9 protein-coding genes are annotated in these 20509 nt (G+C 67.8%); 2 read left to right on the top strand and 7 right to left on the bottom strand.

Features of this window, described 5'->3' with window-relative positions:
• Positions 1-17 precede the first annotated feature (17 nt).
• Both ACYVN4_RS15780 and ACYVN4_RS15775 read right to left on the bottom strand, forming a co-directional pair.
• Entirely contained in the window at positions 18-1658 is a 1641-nt protein-coding gene (locus ACYVN4_RS15780) for a serine/threonine-protein kinase (RefSeq protein ID WP_460721668.1), read from the bottom strand.
• Between the two features lie 14 nt (positions 1659-1672).
• Positions 1673-3550, bottom strand: coding sequence for a serine/threonine-protein kinase (locus ACYVN4_RS15775; RefSeq protein ID WP_460721666.1), 1878 nt, complete (start codon positions 3548-3550; stop codon positions 1673-1675).
• Between the two features lie 130 nt (positions 3551-3680).
• Here ACYVN4_RS15775 and ACYVN4_RS15770 point away from each other — a divergent pair, with 130 nt between their 5' ends.
• Together ACYVN4_RS15770 and ACYVN4_RS15765 are read left to right on the top strand one after the other, a co-directional pair.
• The gene (locus tag ACYVN4_RS15770) at positions 3681-6935 is read left to right on the top strand and encodes an arabinosyltransferase domain-containing protein (RefSeq protein WP_460721664.1); all 3255 of its coding nucleotides are present in this window, start codon (positions 3681-3683) and stop codon (positions 6933-6935) included.
• A 123-nt stretch (positions 6936-7058) separates the two neighbouring features.
• Complete coding sequence (locus ACYVN4_RS15765; RefSeq protein WP_460721662.1) at positions 7059-10412, top strand: arabinosyltransferase domain-containing protein; 3354 nt, start codon at positions 7059-7061, stop codon at positions 10410-10412.
• 200 nt (positions 10413-10612) lie between these two features.
• Here the strand turns inward: ACYVN4_RS15765 and ACYVN4_RS15760 are convergent, their stop codons facing one another.
• From ACYVN4_RS15760 to fadD32, 5 genes are all read right to left on the bottom strand, one after another.
• Complete coding sequence (locus ACYVN4_RS15760; RefSeq protein WP_379359477.1) at positions 10613-10819, bottom strand: DUF5988 family protein; 207 nt, start codon at positions 10817-10819, stop codon at positions 10613-10615.
• Between the two features lie 72 nt (positions 10820-10891).
• The gene (locus ACYVN4_RS15755) at positions 10892-11368 is read right to left on the bottom strand and encodes a hypothetical protein (protein ID WP_460721660.1); all 477 of its coding nucleotides are present in this window, start codon (positions 11366-11368) and stop codon (positions 10892-10894) included.
• 54 nt (positions 11369-11422) lie between these two features.
• Positions 11423-12967, bottom strand: a complete 1545-nt coding sequence (locus ACYVN4_RS15750; RefSeq protein ID WP_460721658.1) for an acyl-CoA carboxylase subunit beta — start codon at positions 12965-12967, stop codon at positions 11423-11425.
• A gap of 52 nt (positions 12968-13019) precedes the next feature.
• A complete protein-coding gene (gene pks13, locus ACYVN4_RS15745; protein WP_460721656.1) occupies positions 13020-18161 on the bottom strand; it encodes a polyketide synthase Pks13 in 5142 nt (1713 codons plus the stop codon).
• Positions 18162-18277: 116 nt separating this feature from the next.
• Positions 18278-20200 carry a long-chain-fatty-acid--AMP ligase FadD32 gene (gene fadD32, locus ACYVN4_RS15740; protein WP_460721654.1) on the bottom strand — a complete coding sequence of 641 codons (1923 nt, stop codon included), beginning with the start codon at positions 20198-20200 and terminating at the stop codon, positions 18278-18280.
• Positions 20201-20509 lie beyond the last annotated feature (309 nt).

Below are 20509 nucleotides of genomic sequence, written 5' to 3'. Positions count from 1 at the left end.
CGATCTTGTGGGCCTTTTCAACCGGTCTTGTGATAGGTCACGAAGCCGCTGACCGACAGGGCGCGCGTGATCACGCCATTGCTGAGTACCAGTTCGTGCGTGCCCTGCACCTGGCAGCCGCTGACGCCGGAATCGAGCGTGCCCGCGCCGAGCGTGATGTCGCCGGTGCTGGGCACCCCGAGCAGCCGGTAGTCGAAGACGCAGATCACCTGGCCGTTGGTCAGAATCGTCGAGGTCACCACCGGTTGGTTCAGCTCACCCTGCCGGATGCTCAGGCGGTAGTCGTTGGCATTGGCATCGCTGGATCCCGACCAGTCGCCGAGGAATTCCGCCGGTACCCGCCCGGCCGGTGCGGGCGGCGTGGTGGCCGCGGCCGTGGAAGTGATCGGCACGGCCGTGGCCACGGTCGGCACCGCCGCCGACAACGGTGCGCCGCTGGGGGTTCCGTGGCTCTCCAGATCGGCGACCACCCAGACCGCGCTGCCGCCGATCACCGCCGCGGCCAGCACGGCGAGCAGTCCGATCAGGACGCCGCGGCTGGTCCCCGGCGCGGTCCGCACCGGTTCGGGTGCTCGATGCCGGTGTGCCACATCGTCTTCGGCCGGCGGCACACCCGGGCCGTAAACGACACCGTAGGGCCCGGGATCGGCCCGGTAATGCCCCGGTCCGAGCATGGTCGGATCGGTCCGCGGCGAGCGCAGCATCGGCGGATCCGTACGCGGAGAACGCAATACCGTCGGATCCGTCCGCGGTGAGCGCAGCACCGTGGGATCGGCCGGGAAGCCGAGCGGCGGGGTGTCGATCACGGTCGTCGGCGCGGCGGGCGCGCGCCAGGCCGCCCAGGCCGCCTCGGTGAAATCGCTACAGCTGGCGAATCTTTCGTCCGGATACTTGGCCAGTGCGCGATCGAAGACCGCGTCGAAGGCGGGCGGCAGATCCGGCCGGACCTGGGTCACATGCAGCGGCGGCGTGCCGGTATGCGCCAGGATCAGGCCCGCCAGATCGTTGGCCAGGAACGGCCGCGATCCGGTGAGGAGCACGAAAAGCGTGCAGGCCAAGGAGTATTGGTCGGTGCGCGGGTCGAGGTAGCGGCCCGACACCTGCTCGGGCGAGGCGAAGGCGAAGGTGGCCGAGATGTCCCCGGTCTTGGTGACATGGGTGGTCTCGTCGCGCAGCCGGGCAATGCCGAAGTCGGTGAGCAGCGCGCGTTCCGGGCGGCCGTCCTCGGCCAGGGACAGCATGATGTTCGACGGTTTGACGTCGCGATGCAGCACCCCCTTGCCGTGGGCGTAGTCCAGGGCGGCCGCGACCGCCTCGCCGATGCGCAGCGCCCGGTCCGGGGACAGGCCCGAGAGTTCGTCCGCGTCCGGACCTTCCACGTACTGCATGGCGATCCACAGTCGCCCGTCGTCCAGGCCGCGGTCGTAGACCGAGACGATATTCGGGTGATCGAAGCGGGCGGTGATGTCGGCCTCCCGTTCGAAGCGCCGCCACCCTTCCGCGTCGGCGTTCACCTCGTTGCGTTGAAAGACCTTGAGGGCGGCCAGGCGTGGTAGCCGGGGATGGCGGGCCGCGTAGACCGTGCCCGATCCCCCGGCGCCGATCCAGCGCTCGATGACATATCCGGCGATGTCCTCGCCCGGCTTCAGATCGGCCATGGTCGCGCACCTACCTACTTCAAGGGAGCCCTCTCGAGCCAGTCGGTCAGGAGGCTGTTCACCGTGTGCCCGGGCCAGCGCACCACCATCACGAAGCGGGATCGCGGATCCCCGTCCGGGAAGGTGACGGCGGCGAGCGCGCGATGCGCGTCGGTGTCCTGGGTGGCGGACGAATCCACGGCGGCCGCGGTGGTGATGATCAGCTGACCCGCCACATCGTCATGGTCGACGCCGGTGACCTTGATGGCGTTGTTGTCGAAGAACAGCTGTGCCACCGATTGCCCGGGGCGGGTGTCGAAGTCGATGACATCGAAGTGGACCTGGCCGGTGGCGTCGTCGGCATTGCAGCGCACCCGGTGCGCGCCCTGGGCCGCCTCGCCGGGCCCCGGATCGCGGGGTTGGCACGAGCCGCCCTGCCAGCCGACCGCGGTACCGGTGGAGGCGAGTTGGCCGATCAGGCTCGGGAAGGCGCGGGCGATGGCGGTGTCGTCGCGGCCCCAGGACGAGACCACGGCGTCGGCGCTGGTGTACGTGATCAGGCCGCTCACATCGGTTTTGCGGCTGACCCGGCCATCGGGCAGCAGGGTGAGGGTGGTGGGGCCGTTGGCTTTACAGGCATTGGCCGGTTCCCGCACCACGATTTCGGAGGTGCCGACGATCAGCCGATCGCCCTCCTTCGGCACCGCGTCCAAGGGTGCGGAGAACTCGCAGTGGAACGGAAACCCGTTGGGCAGAACGCCGTCCACGCGATTGGACAGCACCGGGTCGCCCGTCTTGGCCTGCTGCACGGTCAGCCGGTAGTTGGTCTGTCCCTCGGTGGCTAGCCAGGTGCCGACGAATCGAGCCGGGACCAGCCCCACGTCGGCCGGGGCGGGCGCGGGGGTGCCGTGATGGAAGGCGAAGCCGACCACCGCGGCGGTCACGGCGGCGACGGCCACCGGAATCAGGGTGCGACGGTGGAGCACACTGCGCCACAGCGGTTTCCGGCCACGCGGACGGCGCGGCGGCGGGTGCGGGAGCAGCCGGGCCGGGGCGGTGCGGGCCAGCGCCGGATCGGAGTAGTACGCCTGGGTGGCGGCGTAGGCGAAGTCCGCGCAGCTCTCGAAGCGATCCTCCGGATCCTTGGCCATGGCCTGCTCGAAGACGGCGTCCAGGGCGGGCGGCAGCTCGGGATTCACCTCGCTGATGGGCAGCGGCCGCTCCTGGGTGTGGGCGTGTACCCAGCCCAGCGGGTTGTCGGCGCGGAAGGGGCGGTGATCGGTGAGGAGCACGAAAAGCGTGCAGGCCAGGGAGTATTGATCGGATCTCGGACCGACCGGTTTGCCGCTGACCTGTTCCGGTGATGCGAAAGCGAAAGTGGCGGAGATATTTCCGGTATGGGTGAGCTTCGTGGTCTCGTCCCGCAGCCGGGCGATGCCGAAGTCGGTGAGCAGGGCGCGCTCCGGGCGGCCGTTGTCCGGATCCGCAATGAGGATGTTGGAGGGCTTCACATCCCGGTGCAGCACGCCCTTGCCGTGCGCGTAGTCGAGCGCGGCCCCGATCTCGGTGGCGATGCGCAGACCCCGCTCGGCCGAGACATGGTGCAGCTCAGCGGCATCCACGCCGTCGATGAACTGCATCGAGATCCAGAAGATGTCATCGGCGACGCCACGGTCGTAGACCTGCACGATATTGGGGTGATCGAAGTGGGCGGCGATGTCCGCCTCCCGCTCGAAACGCCGCCAGACGTCGGCATCCTCGGCGACATCATCGCGCTTCAAGATCTTAAGAGCCGTAAGTCTCGGAAGCCGGGGGTGCCGCGCTGCATACACAACGCCTGACCCCCCGGCACCGATTCGCCGCGCGATCACATACCCGGCGATAACTTCGCCGGGTCGCAGCTCGGTGGTCATGCTCCCTCTTTACGTTCCGGCCCGGCCCCACGCCCAGTTCGGATAACAACCATCCTGACTGACAACGGCGGATTCGGCTACAGACGAGTCGTGGCGGAACCCGCTCCGGGGGCCGTTAGAGTCGGTGCTCGTGCGCGCAGACTCCCGAGCGTTCCACCGCTTCCGACTCATCGCCCTGGTCTCCGGGTTACTGGGATTCCTGCTGGCGGCCATCACGCCGATCCTGCCGGTCAATCAGGACCGGCCGACACTGCAGTGGCCACAAGGGGATACGGCGAACGTCGATGCCCCCTTGGTCTCGTATGTGCCGTTGAACCTCGACGTCAGCCTGCCGTGCCAGCTGCTGCGCGAGTTGCCGACCGGCACGCTCTTCTCGACCGTGCCCGAGGCGTCGGGGCAGGCCGAGTCCAAGGGCCTGGTCGTCAAGGTGACCGACGAGCCCGAGAAGGGGCGCACGGTCTCGGTGCTGGTGCGGCTGATTCCGCTGCTGTCCGCGCCGGTGGCGGAAATCGAGAACTGCACCGCGATCACCGTGCACTCGGACGCCACCGAGACGCGGGTCGAGTTCGCCGGGTCCAACCGCAAGGACGGGACCGCGTTCACCGGCCGGGTCGGCGGGGACACCCGGCCGCAGGTGGTGGGCCTGTTCACCGACCTGAAGCGGGATCAGCTCGGAACCGCCTCGGCCACCGTGCATATCGACGCGCGCTTCACCTCCAGCCCGAACTGGATCAAGCGGGCCGCGACCATCGGCGCGGTGCTGTTCACCCTGCTCGCCATGTACGCGCTGCACATGCTGGATACCTCCGACGGGCGTAAACCGCGCCGCTTCCTGCCCGCGCACTGGTTCCGGGTCCGGCTTGCGGATGTCGCGGTGATCGGCACGCTGCTGGTCTGGCACGTCATTGGCGCGAACACCTCCGATGACGGCTACATCCTGAATATGGCTCGGGCCTCCAAGGATTCGGGCTACATGGCCAACTACTACCGCTGGTTCGGGGTGGCGGAAGCGCCGTTCGGCTGGCCGTACGAGGTGCTGGCCTGGATGACCCGGGTCAGCGATTCCAGCCCGTGGATGCGGCTGCCCGCCCTGCTCGCGGGTATCACCTGCTGGCTGGTGATCAGCCGGGAAGTGCTGCCGCGCTTGGGTTCGCGGGTGCGCCGCGACAATGTCGCCGTCTGGACCGCCGGACTGGTGTTCCTGGCCGCCTGGATGCCGTATGACAACGGCCTGCGCCCCGAACCGCTGATCGCGGCGGGCGCGCTGCTGACCTGGTGCTCGATCGAACGTGCCATCGCCACCGGCCGCCTGCTGCCGGCCGCGGTCGGCGTGCTGATCGCGGCGTTCTCGCTGGCCGCCGGGCCGACCGGGCTCATCTGCCTCGCGGCGCTGTTCGCGGGCGCGCGACCGGTGCTCATGGTGATCATCAAGCGCGCCAAGGAGGGCCCGGGGTCGTGGCTGCTGCGCTACGGCGCGCTGCTCGCACCCGGCGTAGCGGCCGGAACCCTGGTGCTGGTCGTGGTTTTCGGCGATCAGACGCTGGCCTCGGTGATGGAGGCGACCCGGGTGCGCACGCTGATCGGGCCCAATGTGGCCTGGTTCGACGAGCGCACCCGCTGGGACTCGCTGCTCATGCTCTCCCCCGACGGGTCGCTGGCCCGCCGCTTCGGCATTCTCGCCATGCTGCTCGCGCTGGGCGTGTGTGTGATGGTGATGCTGCGCAAGAACGGCCGCATCCCGGGCACCTCGCGCGGGCCGTCGGCGCGCATCCTCGGCATCATCTTCATGTCGCTGTTCCTGATGATGTTCACACCCACCAAGTGGACGCATCACTTCGGCGTGTACGCCGGGCTCGCCGGATCGGTGGCGGCGCTGGCCGCGGTCGCGGTGGGGGTCAACGGGATTCGCTCCCCACGCAACCGCACGCTGTTCACCGCGGCAGTGTTCTTCCTGCTGGCCATCACCTTCACCGGGCCCAACGGCTGGTGGTACGTGTCCAGTTACGGCGTGCCGTGGTTCGACAAGGCTCCGCTCATCGCGGGCAAGGGCTTCTCGACGCTGTTCCTGGGCCTGGCGGTGCTGTGCCTGCTGGTCGCGGCCTACCAGCACTTCCGGGAGCCGTACACGACGCCGAAGCCGGTGCGCGGGTTCGACAAGTTCGCCAGCATGCCGCTCACCCTCGCGGCCGCCGCCCTGGTGCTGTTCGAGGTGCTGTCGCTGGCCAAGGCGGCCATCACCCAGTACCCGGCCTACTCCATTGCCGAGTCGAATCTGCGGGCGCTGACGGGTGATTCGTGCGCGCTGGCCAACGAGGTGCTGGTGGAGACCGATACGCCCGCCTCACTGCTGCACCCGTGGACCGGTTCGGACGCCGACGGATTGGCCGCCGAGAACACCGGATTCACGCCCAACGGCGTCGCCTCCGACCTCACCGCGGACACCGAGGAGACCGTCAGCGGCGGGGCCAACTCGGTGAACGACAAGTCCGGCAACAAGACCTCCAAGACCACCGGTGCGGGCACCGGCGGCGGCAAGAGCGACGAGACCGGGATCAACGGCAGCACGGTGGCCCTGCCCTTCGGCTTGGACCCGGCCAAGACGCCGGTGATGGGCAGTTATACCGAGGGCGAGCAGCAGGTTTCGAAGCTCACCACCCAGTGGTACAACGCCGAGCAGCTGAAGTCGGTACGCAATGATCCGGCCTACCAGGTGCTGGTGGTGACCGCGGCGGGTCGCATCAAGTCCTTCAACAAGGACGGGGTGGAGACCTACGGTCAGGACCTGATCGTCGAGTACGGCACCCGCGCCGCCGACGGCACGGTCACCGACACCGGGCAGATCCGGCCCATCGATATCGGCCCGAGCCCGTCCTGGCGCAATCTGCGCGTCCCGCTGGATCAGATTCCCGCCGGGGCCAATGCGATTCGCCTGGTGCTCAATGACGCCGACATCACCCCCCGCCAGTGGCTGGCGGTCACCCCGCCACGACTGCCGAAGCTGGCGACCCTGAATGACGTTATCCCCCATGACGCCCCGGTCCTAGAGGACTGGCACGTCGGCCTGGCCTTCCCGTGCCAGCGTCCCTTCGACCACCACGACGGCGTCGCCGAGGTACCGCAGTGGCGCATCCTGCCCGACCGCGTGGGCCAGGACGCCTCCAATGCGTGGCAGGACGACATCGGCGGCGGTCCACTGGGCTGGACAGGCCTGCTGCTGAAATCCGAGACCCGCCCGACGTATCTGAAGCACGACTGGAGCCGAGACTGGGGCGCACTCGAGCAATTCACCCCTTATGTCCCGGATGCGAAGAAAGCGCCGACGCTGGACGTGACGGTCCAAACACGCTCGGGCCTGGCCAAGGATTCCCCCATCAAGGCCAAGTAGAACCAGGAAGAGCCCGCTCGAAGCTTTGCTTCGGGCGGGCTTTTTCGATGATTTCGACCATGCATGTCGTGGCGCGGGAGTGAAGAGCGCCACTCTCAGTGACTGCCTATACGATCAGCAACCGTGCCCGACGCCTCCGCAGTCCTCACGAAGCCGAATCCCTCGGCGACCGCACCCGCAACACCGCGCGATTTCCGCATCGCGAAGCTCATCGCCATCGTCGCCGGCCTGCTCGGCGCCGTGTTCGCGCTGGCGACCCCGTTCCTGCCGGTGCAGCAGACGCAGGCGGAGGTGAGCTGGCCGCAGCACAATTCGCTCGATCCGGTGCAGGCGGCATTGGTGTCGCAGGTGCCGATCGACGTGAACCTGAGCATCCCGTGTTCGGCGGTGAGCCAACTGGATCCGCGCGGCGGCATCCTCATGGCAACCGCACCGCCGCAGGGCAAGGGCGCGGACCTGGAGGCCATGTTCGTCCGCGTGTCCGGCGATGCCGTCGACGTGCTGGACCGGAATGCCGTGGTGGCCACCGCGACCCGCGCGGAGATGAGCGAGTGCACCAAGCTCGTCATCACCTCCGACGACAAGCAGACCTACGCCAACTTCGAGGGCGTCACCCGCACCGTCGAGAAGCCGACCGCCGACGGCGGCCGGGAACTCGTCACCGTCCCGGTCGAGGGCCGCCTGCTCGGCGACCTGCGCCCGCAGGTGGTGGGCGTGTTCACCGATATGAAAGGCGCGGTCCCCGAGGGCCTTTCGTTCCACATGACGGTGGACTCCCGGTTCTCCTCCTCGCCGACCGTCATCAAGCTGGTCGCGATCATCGCCGCCGTGCTGCTCACCCTGCTGGCCATGGGCGCGCTGGCGGTGCTGGACACCAGTGACGGCCGCGGCCACCGCCGCTTCCTGCCCGCGCACTGGCTGAAGCCGACCTGGGCCGACGGCGGCATCATCGGCACCCTGCTGCTGTGGCATTTCGTGGGCGCCAACACTTCCGACGACGGCTACATCCTCACCATGGTCCGGGCCGCACCGCACGCGGGCTACCTGGCCAACTACTTCCGCTGGTTCGGCGTCCCGGAGGCCCCGTTCGGCTGGTACTACTACGTCATCCAGGTCTTCGCCGAGATCTCCACGGCCAGCCCGTGGGTGCGCATTCCCGCCCTGCTCTGCGGCATCCTGTGCTGGCTGGTGATCAGCCGCGAGGTGGTGCCGCGACTGGGCAACGCGGTGGCCAAGTCCAATGTCGCGCTGTGGACCGGCGGCCTGGTGTTCCTGGCCTTCTGGCTGCCCTACGACAACGGCCTGCGTTCGGAGCCGATCGTCGCGCTGGGCGCGCTGCTGACCTGGGTGTCCATCGAACGGGCCATCGCCACGTCACGATTGCTGCCCGCCGCGGTCGCGGTGCTGGTGGCGGCGTTCACGCTGGCGGCCGCGCCGACCGGTCTGATGTGTGTGGCGGCACTGCTCGCGGGCATCCGGCCGCTGGTGCGCATCGTGGTGCGCCGCCGCAAGCAGTTCGGTGATCTCGCGCTGCTGGCACCCATCGCGGCGGCCGGATTCCTGGTCCTGGTGGCGGTTTTCGCCGATCAGACCTTCGCCGGAATCATGGAGGCCAACCGGGTGCGGCAGGTGACCGGGCCCAACCTGGCCTGGTACGAGGACTACCTGCGCTACTACTACCTGTTCGTCGAGACCGTGGACGGCTCACTGGCGCGGCGCTTCGCGTTCCTGCTGATGATCCTGTGCCTGATCACCACCATGCTGGTGCTGCTGCGCCGCCGCCAGGTGCCGGGCATCGCGAGCGCGCCGACCTGGCGGCTCATGGGCGTGGTCTTCGGAACCATCTTCTTCATGATGTTCAACCCGACCAAGTGGACCCACCACTTCGGTTCGTACGCGGGCATCGCGGGCTCGCTGGCGGCGGTGACCGCGGTCGCGGTGTCCGCCACCGCACTTCGCTCCCGCAAGAACCGCTCGGTGTTCCTGGCGGGGCTGCTGTTCACCCTCGCCGTCGCCTTCTCCGGCATCAACGGCTACTGGTACGTCTCCAGCTACGGCGTGCCGTGGTTCGACAAGCGGGTGTCGCTGCACGGCTTCCAGTCCAACACCTTCATGCTCATGCTCTTCGGGCTGGCGCTGGCCGTGGTGGCCTGGCAGTCGCTGCGTGAGGGCTATGCCAAGCCGGAGGCGGACGGGAAGACCAAGCGCGGCAAGCGGATCCGCAAGTTCGCGGCCGTCCCACTCACCGTGGTGGCCGCGCTCATGGTCGGCTTCGAGGTGCTGTCGCTGGTCAAGGGTGCGGTGACGCAGTACCCGGCGTACTCGCTGGCCCGCTCCAACTTCGACGCGGTCGCCGGCAAGACCTGTGGGCTGGCCAATGACGTGCTGGTGGAACCCGACGCCAACAGCGGCGACCTGCAGCCGATCATCGACCCGGCGCATCCCCCGGCCAATGGCGATCCGCTCGCCGGTGAGAACCCGAAGGGTTTCTCCCCCAATGGCATCGCCGACAAGCTGGACGCCGACAGCGTCGAGGTGAAGCCGGGCACCGGCAACACCTCCACCCAGACCGTCGGCCCGGCCTTCGAGAAGGGCCAGAACGCGGGCACCGGCGGCGGCAAGGGCGCGGAGGGCGTCAACGGTTCCACCGTGGCCCTGCCCTTCGGCCTGAACCCGGCCACCACCCCGGTCATGGGCAGCTACCAGGACGGCGTGCAGCAGCCCGCCGAGCTCACCTCCAGCTGGTACTCGCTGCCGGCGCGGACCGATGACACCCCGCTGATCGTCATCTCGGCGGCGGGCCGTGTGATGTCCTTCGACGACACCGGCAATATGACCTACGGCCAGGACCTGTTCCTGAAGTACGGCCACCACAACGCCGACGGCAGCGTCACCGAACTGGGCCAGTACCGCCCGCTCGACGTCGGCCCGGCCCCGTCCTGGCGCAACCTGCGCATCCCGCGCTCGGCGCTGCCCGACGACGCCGACGCGGTCCGTATCTACGCCCGCGACCCGATCCTGATCGGCGACCAGTGGCTGGGCTTCACCCCGCCGCGGGTACCGAAGCTGGTGTCGCTCAACAACTATCTGGGCTCCACCCAGCCGATCCTGCTGGACTGGGCCGTCGGCCTGCAGTTCCCGTGCCAGCACCCGTTCGATCACCGCAACGGCGTGGTGGACGCGGCCCCGAAGTACCGCATCCTGCCGGACCGGCCGCTGGCCATCAGCTCCACCAATACCTGGCAGGCCGAGGAATTCGGTGGTCCGCTGGGCTGGGCGGAGATGCTCTCGTCGTCCAAGACGGTCCCGACCTATCTGAAGGACAACTACGCCCGCGACTGGGGTTCGCTCGAACAGTACGAGCCGTTCTACACCGATCCCGCGGACCCGAGCGGCTTCCCCAAGCCCGCCACGATCGACACCCACGAGGTGACTCGCTCCGGGTTCTGGTCACCGGGCAAGATGCGGGTCTTCTGACCCGCGACATGACGTAATCCCGGCCCCGAAATGGGCCGGGATTATCTGTTTTCGTCAGTCAACGTGACCGCTGATTTCGCTGCGACCGGGGTAACTCCCCGGGTACGCCCAAAATTGTTTCGGTGCTCAACCGCCGGCACGGGTGCACGGCGGTCAACGCTTGTCAGCCGTCCGCTGAAGTTCCGGGGAGGCGGGGGAGTTCAGCGTTTGGCGTCGATGTGGGCAACCCACTCGTAGACGGGCAGGCTGCCTTCCGGAGTGTCTTCCCACCTTGGCGTCTGCTTGAACCGTTCGTAACCGCCCCCGAACGCCACTCGCAGCTCGAAGCCCGGTGGGGTGATCGGAACGATCCGCTGTTCGAGGCCATCCGGCCCGCCTTCGAGTAGCGCCAAGGGTGAGGTACTCATAGCTGAAGGCTCTCACATCTGTGCGGGCCACCCGATAGATTCAGCGCAATCGGCGAGCCGCCTGAACAAGCGTCAGGACAGGCCGACGACGCCCAGGAGGCTGCTGAGCAGGCCTCCGATGATCGGGATCTTGGACGCGCTGCCGGTGTTCATGCCACCCACGGGGATCGAGGTGACGCTGACTCCGATGTTCATGGAATTCGCGCTGGAGACGTTGCCGTCGTCGCTGGCGATGATCTTGTAGGTGCCCGCGGTGGACGGCGTCCACGGCACGCTGGCGGTCCCCGAGGAGCTGACCGGGAAGGCACCCAGCAGGGTGGGGGTGCCGCCGGAGGGATCCCCGACCCAGAAGGTCACCTGGGTGCCCGCATTGGTGCCGCCGACATTCGCGGTCACCGTGTAGGTCTGATTGACGTGTGCCAGCGCGGTTCCGGCCGAGAGGCCGGTGATCTGCGCGGACGCGGTCGGCGCGCCGGCCATGACCGCCACGGCGGTGGCGGCGGTGGCCACACCACCGATGATCGATCGTCGAATTCGAGGGGTAGCCATCAGCGGTTCGCTCCAAAGCTCGCATTCCAAAACTGAAATGCGAGCTTTTCATAGCTAGAGCGGGATCAGATGATGTTTGCGCGGATTGCGCGGGATTTTCTTGTCCCGCAGCAGGTGCAGCGCGCGCCGGATCTCCAGCCGGGTGGTGGCCGGATCGATGACGGCATCGATATAACCGCGCTCGGCCGCTACCCACGGCGTCGCGATGGTGGCGTTGTAGAAGTCGATCATCTGCTGGCGCATGGCCGCCCGCTGCTCCTCCGGAGCCGCGTCCAGACTCTTGGCACCGATCAGTGACACCGCGCTCTCCGCACCCATGACCGCGATCCGCGCGGTCGGCCAGGCCAGATTCACGTCCGCGCCCAGCTGTTTGGAGCCCATGACCGCGTACCCGCCGCCGTAGGACTTGCGGATCACCACGGTCACCTTCGGGACCGTGGCCTCCACGAAGGAGAAGATGAACCGGCCGCCGCGCTTGATGACGCCGATCTTCTCCTGCTCCACCCCGGGTAGGAAGCCCGGCGTGTCCACCACGAAGACCAGCGGAATCTCGAACGCGTCGCAGATCCGCACGAAGTGCGCGGCCTTGTCCGAGGCGCGCGCGTCCAGCGCACCCGCGTAGACCATCGGCTGATTGGCCACCACGCCGACCGTACGACCGTCCACCCGGGAGAACCCGCAGATGACGTTCTTGCCCGCGGATTCACCGAATTCGTGGAAGGCACCGTCGTCGAAGATGCGGATCAGGATCTCGTGCATGTCGTAACCGGCATTGTCGGCGTCGGGCACGATGCCGTTGAGTTCCAGATCCGATTCGGTGAGCTCCGGTTCCAGCCCGGGATTCACGATCGGCGGCAGCTCCTGGCAGCTCGACGGCAGATAGCTCAGATACTCGCGCACCCACTCGAACGCGGCATCCTCGGTCTTGGCGACATGGTGGATATTGCCGTACTGCGCTTGGGAATTCGCGCCGCCGAGCTCCTCGAGGCTGACATCCTCACCGGTGACCTCACGAATCACCTTGGGGCCCGTCACGAACATGTAGGCGGCCTCGGTGGCCACCACCACGTCGGTATTGATGGGCGCGTAGACCGCGCCGCCCGCGCAGCTGCCCAGGATCATCGAGATCTGAGGCACCAAGCCGGACAACGGTTCCTGGCGGCGACCCAGCTCGGCGTACCACGCCAGCGAGGTGACCGCCTCCTGCACGCGGGCACCGCCGGAGTCGTTGATGCCGACCACCGGGCAGCCCACCTTGGCCGCGAATTCCATGATGCCGGCGACCTTGCGGCCGAACATCTCACCGACCGAACCGCCGTAGACGGTCTGATCGTGGGAGAAGACGGCCACCGGGCGGCCCTCCACGAGGCCGTGGCCGGTGACCACGCCATCCCCGTAGAGGGCGTTCTTGTCGCCCGGATTGCGCACCAGCGCACCGATTTCCACGAAGGTCCCGGGGTCCAGCAGCATCTTGATGCGGTCGCGGGCCGAAGGGATGCCCTTCCTGGCCCGCTTGGCTATGCCCGCATCTCCCGCCGGTTCCCTCGCGCTGTCGAGCTTGTGTCGAAGGTCGGCGAGTTTCTCGGCGGTGGTGCTCACTGGACTCCTTTCGGCAAAAACCTACTTTCGCAGAACCAATGACGCGGTGGTGCTATTTCGTTGTGGTGTCGATCTCGGCGAGTTTCTTGGTGAGATCGGCACCGATGGTGGCGATCCGGGGCTCATCGATGATCTGGATGTGGTCGCCCGGAATGTGGATGATGTCCAGATTCGGAATGTGCTCGGCCCAGCCGCCGTTCGGCTGCCGCTCGGCGAAACGCGGTTCCAGTTCGATCATTCCGTCGTGGTAGCGATCGGCCAGGTACAGGGTGACCGGGCCGTCGTACTTGGACTGCTCGATCTTCTGCAGTTCCTTGCTGTCGATCCACGAGGTGCGCTGGTGCTCGACCACGCCGCCCGGGATGTCGACCCCGGCGAACTTGATCAGCTCCATGATGATCTCGATCTGCTCGGCGTCCGAGGCCGCGGCCAACTCCGCGAGCTGCTCCTCGTCGAGTTCACCGTTGAAGCCGTAGGTCTTCTGCGCAAAGGACTGGTAGCGACGGAGGCGCTCCACCCGCTCGGCATCGGAATTGTCGTAGGGCGCAACCGGAATGGCCAGATCGATCAGGCCGACCTGACGGACATCCGCGCCCTCGGCACGCATGATCTCGCCGACCTTGAGCGCGAACACCGCACCCAGCGACCAGCCGTAGAAGACGTAGGGGCCCTCCGGCTGCCGCTTACGGATCTCCGGAATGTACTGGCGCGCACGCTCTTCGATGGTGCCCTCGACGCGCTCGAAGCCGTACATCGGCGTGCCCGCCGGGAGACGGTTCAGCAGCGGCTCGTAGACCAGCGTGTTGCCGCCCGAGGCGTGGAACACGAAGACCGGCACCGCATCCGAACCGGCTTCCTTCGCGCGCAGCGTGCGCACGAAGCCCTCGAGATCGGAGCTCTTGCCCTGGTAGCGCACGACCACTTCGGACAGCTGCTCGATGGTCTTGCAGGCCCGCACCTCGGCCGGATCGACCTCGGCCTTGACCCGCTCCGACAGTCGCGCCGCCACCTTGGCAATGGTGTCGTCGTCGACCTCGGGCAGCTGGTTGAAGATGCCGCCCGCGGTCTTGCCGGTCACCATCGCCCAGGTGGCGAAGGCGAGACGCTCCTCGCCGTTGCGCGGGGGCACGTTATCGGCGTCGGTCTCGGCGATCGGCGCGGCCGACTCGAGCACCGCCTCAACGGCTTCGGCCTCGGCGACGATCTCCTCGGCCTCGGCCACCGGGGAGGTGGTCTCGGTCTTGGGCAGCAGCGCCGCCGGATCCTTGCCCTCAGCCATGGCGGCGCGGGCGGCGGAGATGAAGTCGGCGTCGACGGCGACATCCTCACCGGCGGCCTGGCGGGCGGCGATGTCCTCGAGCTGATCACGGTGCTCGACGGCGTAGCGCAGCACCTTGCCGACCTCGAGCAGGCTGGCGTCGCGCACGGCCTGGATCTGCAGCTGCGGGATGTCGAATTCGTATTCGACGCGGTTCTTGATGCGCATGGCCATCAGCGAGTCCAGACCCAGCTCCATGAGCGGGATCTCCATCGGCAGGTCCTCGACCGCGTAGCCCATGGACTCGGCCACGATGATGGCCAGGCGGGCCTCGATGGTCTGGGTGCCCTTGGGGTCCCAGCGCTCACCGGGAGCCGCCTCGATCGCGACGGCCGGGGCCGCCTCGACGACGGCGGCCGCGACCGGCTGTGCCACAACCGATTCCGGCAGGGGGGCGCCGGAGGTGACGACGGCGTCGAACAGCGGGCGGAAGACGGTGCCTTCCTTGGCATGCACCGACACCGACGCGCCGCCCGGGTGCGGGGTGAGCGTGGTGGTCAGGGTGCCCGTAGCCGGAAGTTGGCCGTGCGCCAGCGAAGCGCCGACCGTGACCTCCGAGAGCACCTGTGCGGCAGCGGCATTCACCAGCGCGGCGAGATCGGTGACAGCGGAAGCCTGCACCTCCCACACGTGGCGGCCGTCCGGCAGCGCGACGTGCGCGCCGGGGACGCGGGCATTGCCCGAACCGCCACCGAAACCACCGGAAGTCTTGGGCCAGTACTGCTTACGCAGGAACGCGGTACGCGGGGCGTCACCGTAGTCACCGGCGGGCAGCAGCGAGGGCAGATCCACCTTGTGGCCGTGCACGTAGAGCTGCGCCATGGCGGTGATGATGCCCGCGGCCTCGTCTTCCTTACGCTTCAGCGTCGGGATGAGCGCCGCGTTGTGCACGCCCGCCGCGAAGGTGGTGCCCAGGACCTGCATGAGCGCAACGGAATTCGGCGCGAGCTCCAGGAACGTGGTGATACCGGTGTTCACGGCACCGCGGATGGCATTGGTGAAGTACACCGAGCCACGCATGTTCATGACCCAGTAGTCCACGTCGTGCACCGGCGGGTTGCCCGCCTTGTAGTGGGCGTTCGCGTGCACGGTCGAGTACAGGTCGCGCTTGAGCTTGGTGGGCTCGATGCCCGCCAGCTCGGCGGCGAGTTCGCCCAGCAGCATGTCCATCTGCGAGGTGTGGCCCGCACCGCGGGTCTGCAGCACGCGCGCGAACTTGCCGTCGGCCTCGGCGCGCGCCACGATCGCGTGCACCTGGTCCGGCATGCCGCCGATGACGGTGTTGTTGGGCGCGGCGTACACCGCGACCTCGATATCGGGGAACTCGGTCTCGATGAGCTTGGCGACCTCGTCGGCCGAGTACTCCAGCAGCGCCATATTGCGCACCTGGTCGTCGGTCAGCATGGCCTCGCCCTCGGCCATCAGCCGCGAGCGGGCGCAGATCACGCGGACCGCGTCCTCGAGCGGCAGACCGCCCGAAATGTACGCGGCCGCAACCTCACCCTGCGAGTGGCCGACCACGCCCTCCGGCTCCGCGCCGTGCGCGCGCAGGATCGAGGCCAGACCCACCTGGATGGTGAAGGTGCCGACCTGACCGGTGCCGATGTCCCAGTCCATGGAGTCGTCGAGGATCATCTCCTTGACCGAGTACCCGGCCTCATCGACGACCAGCTCGTCGACCTGGTCGACGGCCTTGCGGAAGATCGAGTTCTCGGTGTAGAGCTGCTTGCCCATCTTGCGGTGCTGCGCACCGAAACCGGCCATCACCCACAGCGCGCCCAGGGGCGCAGGGGAATCCGCGGTGTAGACGCCGTTGCCGGGCTTGCCCTCGGCGATGGCCCGCAGGCCCGCGACGGCTTCCTCGTGCGTCTTGGCGACCACCACACCGCGCGAGCGGCCATGGTTGCGCTTGGCCAGCGTGCGGGCCAGGTCCACCAGCGGAGTCGCCTGTCCCGCTTCGGATTCCAGCCAGTCGGCCAGATCCTTGGCGGCACGCTTACGACGCGAGGGCAGGTAGCCGGACACCGGGATGATGTACGGCATCGGCTCTTCGCGGTTGCCCCACTCCGGTTCCGGCGCAGCGGCTTCCGTGATGGCCTCGGCCTCGGCGACCACCGACGTGGTCTCGTCGTCGAGGTCGGTGGTCTCGGGCAGTTCCAGGGCGGCCGGGGTCGGCACGTACTCCTGCACGACCACGTGCGCGTTGGTGCCACCGAAACCGAAGCCGGAGATGCCGATGGTGGCCTTGCCGCTGTAGCGCGGGAACTCGGTCGCCTCGTCGATGACCTTCAGGTTCGCCTGGTCGAACGCGATGAACGGGCTCGGACCGGCATAGTTGAGGTGCGGCGGAATGACGTTGTGCTGCAACGCCATGATCACCTTCGCCAGGCTGGCGGCACCCGCGGCGGCCTCCATGTGGCCGAAGTTGGTCTTGGCCGAACCCAGCAGTGCGGGCTTGTCGGCGTCCCGGCCGCGGCCGATGACGCGGCCCAGCGCGTCCGCCTCGATCGGGTCGCCGATGGGGGTGCCGGTGCCGTGCGCCTCGATGTAATCGACCTGGGACGGCGGGATTCCGGCATCCCGGTACGCCTGGCGCAGCACCGCGACCTGCGCCTCCGGGTTCGGGGCGAGCAGGCCGTTGGAGCGGCCGTCGCTGTTGACCGCGGAGCCCTTGATGACCGCGTAGACGGTGTCGCCGTCGCGTTCGGCGTCGGCGAGGCGCTTGAGTACCACCAGCGCCGCGCCCTCGGAGCGAACCATGCCGTCGGCGTCGTTCGAGAACGCCTTGATGTGACCGTCTTTGGCCACGCCGCCGTTCGCGTCGAAGGCGATCGTCGCGGCGGGCGACAGCAGCACGTTGGTGCCACCGGCCAGCGCCAGATCGGCCTCGCCATTACGCAGCGCCCGCACCGCCTGGTGCACCGCCACCAGCGAGGACGAGCACGCCGTGTCGATGGCCACCGACGGGCCGCGGAAGTCGTAGAAGTAGGAGACGCGGTTGGGGATGATCGCCGAGACGCTGCCCATGACGCCGTAGCCGTCGGCCGACAGCGGGGTGTTCGGGTCGCCGTTGCCGACCGCCATGCCCGCGATGATCATGAACTCGGTGCTGGTCGAGCCGATGAAGACGCCGACCTGCTCACCCTTGAGGGTGTTGGCGGGAATCCGGGCGTGCTCCAAGGCTTCCCAGGTCAGCTCGAGCGCCCACCGCTGCTGCGGATCCATGCGCTCCACCTCGACCGGCGAGGTGGCGAAGAACTCGGCGTCGAAGCTCTTGAGCACGTCCTGGCCGAGATAGCCGCCCTTGGTCTGGGTCTTGGTGAGCTGCTCCACCAGACGCGGATCGTCGAGGAACTCCGACCAGCGGCCCTCGGGTAGTTCGCTGATCGCGTCACCGCGATTGATCAGGAATTCCCAGGTGGATTCGGGCGTATCGCCCGCACCCGGCAGACGGGTGGACAGGCCGACGATGGCGATATCGTGCGCCTCGCCCGGCTGCAGACCCTGGGTGTAGAACGAGTCGTCGGCCCCCTCGGCCGGAAGTTCGGGCTCCCCGTTGATGATTCGCTCCGCCAGCGAGGCGATGGTCGGGTGCTGGAACACGATGGTCGCGTTCAGCACGACCCCGGTCAGCTCCTCGATGTCGCCACCGAGCGCGAGGGCGTCCCGCGACGCGAGGCCGAATTCCTCCATCGGCCGGTCCACCGTGATGTTCTCGATCGGCTGCCCGGTCGCGCCGGATACCCAGCGGCGCAGCCACTCCTGCATGTCCGCGACCGACATCTCGGTGATCGCGGGCTTGGGAACGGCGGGCGCGCCGTCCGTCGCAGCGTTGTCGGTCGTCTGGGTGGGGTCGGTGCCCTCGTTCTCAGCCATCAGTTCCTCAAGCTACCTGTCTGCGTACGGTGCGCGGCGTGAATCGGGGTTGGTGATCCATGCATGAATGGCGCGAGCCGAACCCGGCTCGCGCCATCCATCGTGAGACGGTCGTCTCACTCCTCGTCTGGTGCATCGGGGAAAGCCTGCTGCGTGTAACCACCACGCAGTGTGCCTTCCAAATAAGCAGCCTTGCAGGCACGACGCGCGATCTTGCCGCTGGAGGTGCGCGGGATCGACCCGGCGGGAACGAGCAGGATGTCACGCGCGGTGACGCCGTGCCGGGTGGAGAGCGCCGCACGAACCGTGTCGGTGATCGGCCCCGGATCGGCCTTGCCCGCACCCGGACCACGCTCGGCCACGATAACCAACTGTTCGCTGGCATCGTCGGCGTCGAACTTCAGACCCGAATGGCTGTCCTGCGCGAAGACTTCGGCGGGCAGCTGGTTCGCCGGGACCGCGAAGGCCGCGATGAAGCCGGGCCGCAGCATGGTCGAGGACTCCTCGGCGGAGTACTCGAGATCCTGCGGGTAGTGGTTACGGCCGTCCACGATCACCAGGTCCTTGACGCGACCGGTGATGTAGAGCTCGCCGTCCACGTAGACGCCGTAGTCGCCGGTGCGCAGCCAGATGCCGTCGGCCGGAACGCCTTCCGCGTGGCTGCCGTCGGCCTGGCGACGGGTCAGCTGGTTGCGGAAGGTGTTCTGGGTCTCGTCGGCGCGACCCCAGTACCCGATCCCGATGTTGTTGCCGTGCAACCAGATCTCGCCGACCTCACCGTCGGCGAGCTCGCGCGCGCCCTCGGGAGAACCGATGGAATCGCCGTCCACGATGGTGGCCCACTGCGACAGCGCGACGTAACCACACGACACCTGCGCGATGGCGTTCTCGGTGCCCTGCTCGACCTTCACCACGCGACCGGCATTGAGCTCGCGGCGATCCACGTAGATGACCTTGGCCTCGTCCTCGTGCCGGGTCGCCGACACGAACAGGGTGGCCTCGGCCATGCCGTAGCACGGCTTGATGGCGGTCTTGGGCAGTCCGTACGGGGCGAAGGCCTCGTTGAACGCCTTCATCGACTTGGTGGTCACCGGCTCGGAGCCGTTGATCAGGCCGATGACGTTCGACAGATCCAGCGACTCGCCCGCCTTCGGCAGACCACGCACGGCGGCGTGCTCGAACGCGAAGTTCGGTGCGGCGGCGAAGGTTCCGGCGCCGTCGGCGACCGCGGCCAGCTCGTTGATCCAGCGCGCGGGGCGCCGCACGAACGAGGCCGGGGACATGATGGTGATGTACTTGCCGCCCACGGCGGGCAGGATCACCGTCAGCAGACCCATGTCGTGGTAGAGCGGCAGCCAGGTGACGCCACGCGAATTCTCGTTCAGATCCAGCGCGTTCACCATCTGCAACACATTGGTGCCGACACCGCGGTGGGTGATCTCGACGCCGGCGGGCACGCGGGTGGAGCCGGAGGTGTACTGCAGATACGCGATGTCGTCCACGCGGATGTCCGGGCGGATCCAGGATTCGCCGACACTGTCGGGAATCGCGTCGACCGCGATGATGCGCGGGCGCTGGGCCGCGGGCAGCGAGCGGAAGAACTGGCGGACACCGGCCGCGGAGGAGCTCGCGGTCAGGATGGCCGACGGCGTGCAGTCGCCGAGCACGGCGTGCAGGCGATCGGTGTGGCCCGGCTCGTCCGGATCGAACAGCGGCACGGAGATGGTGCCCGCGTAGATGGCGGCGAAGAAGGAGATGACGTAATCCAGCCCCTGCGGAGCGAGGATCGCGACCCGATCGCCCCGCTTGGTCACCTGCTGCAGTCGGGCGGCCACCGCGCGCAGCCGCGTGCCGAACTGACTCCAAGTGAGGTCCTGGTACTCACCGTCGCGCTCGCGTGAGTAATCGATGTAGCGGTAGGCCAAGTCATTGGCGTCATTACCGTGGGTGTGCTTCTCGACGTAGTCGACGAGGGTGCGTCCCTCGGGAATCGTGATGTTCCCCGTTTCGTCGAGGTAATCGTCGAAAGTCTCGTCCATTCCTTCTTCTCCTCCGAGGCACACGCGGCATGGAACGGCATGCATTGCCGCTGTTACCTGTGAGGCCCCGACTCTCTTCGCCCGCGGGAGCAGCTCCATGGGAGAGCCAACCTGCAGAATTGTGTTGCGGTCTGCGCGGTGACCGTCTATTGGCTAGATGTTCTCAAACCAGGGACATGTTACAGAGGGGCTGCCCGGCCATGCTTCGGAGCGGCCGAACATCTCCCAGCTCACACCTCTGGGCTAGTGCTTCACCGGCGCGAATGCCTCCAAATGGCTGGGGAGCGCCCCACATAGGACACAACAAGG

Source organism: Nocardia heshunensis (assembly GCF_054782115.1).
This window is presented reverse-complemented; position numbering and strand designations above follow the sequence as displayed.

Excerpts from the sequence above, each read along its gene's own strand:
- pks13 (WP_460721656.1), bottom strand. The coding sequence starts at position 18,161 with ATGGCTGAGAACGAGGGCACCGACCCCACCCAGACGACCGACAACGCT.
- ACYVN4_RS15760 (WP_379359477.1), bottom strand. The coding sequence starts at position 10,819 with ATGAGTACCTCACCCTTGGCGCTACTCGAAGGCGGGCCGGATGGCCTC.
- ACYVN4_RS15775 (WP_460721666.1), bottom strand. The coding sequence starts at position 3,550 with ATGACCACCGAGCTGCGACCCGGCGAAGTTATCGCCGGGTATGTGATC.
- ACYVN4_RS15755 (WP_460721660.1), bottom strand. The coding sequence starts at position 11,368 with ATGGCTACCCCTCGAATTCGACGATCGATCATCGGTGGTGTGGCCACC.
- fadD32 (WP_460721654.1), bottom strand. The coding sequence starts at position 20,200 with ATGGACGAGACTTTCGACGATTACCTCGACGAAACGGGGAACATCACG.
- ACYVN4_RS15780 (WP_460721668.1), bottom strand. The coding sequence starts at position 1,658 with ATGGCCGATCTGAAGCCGGGCGAGGACATCGCCGGATATGTCATCGAG.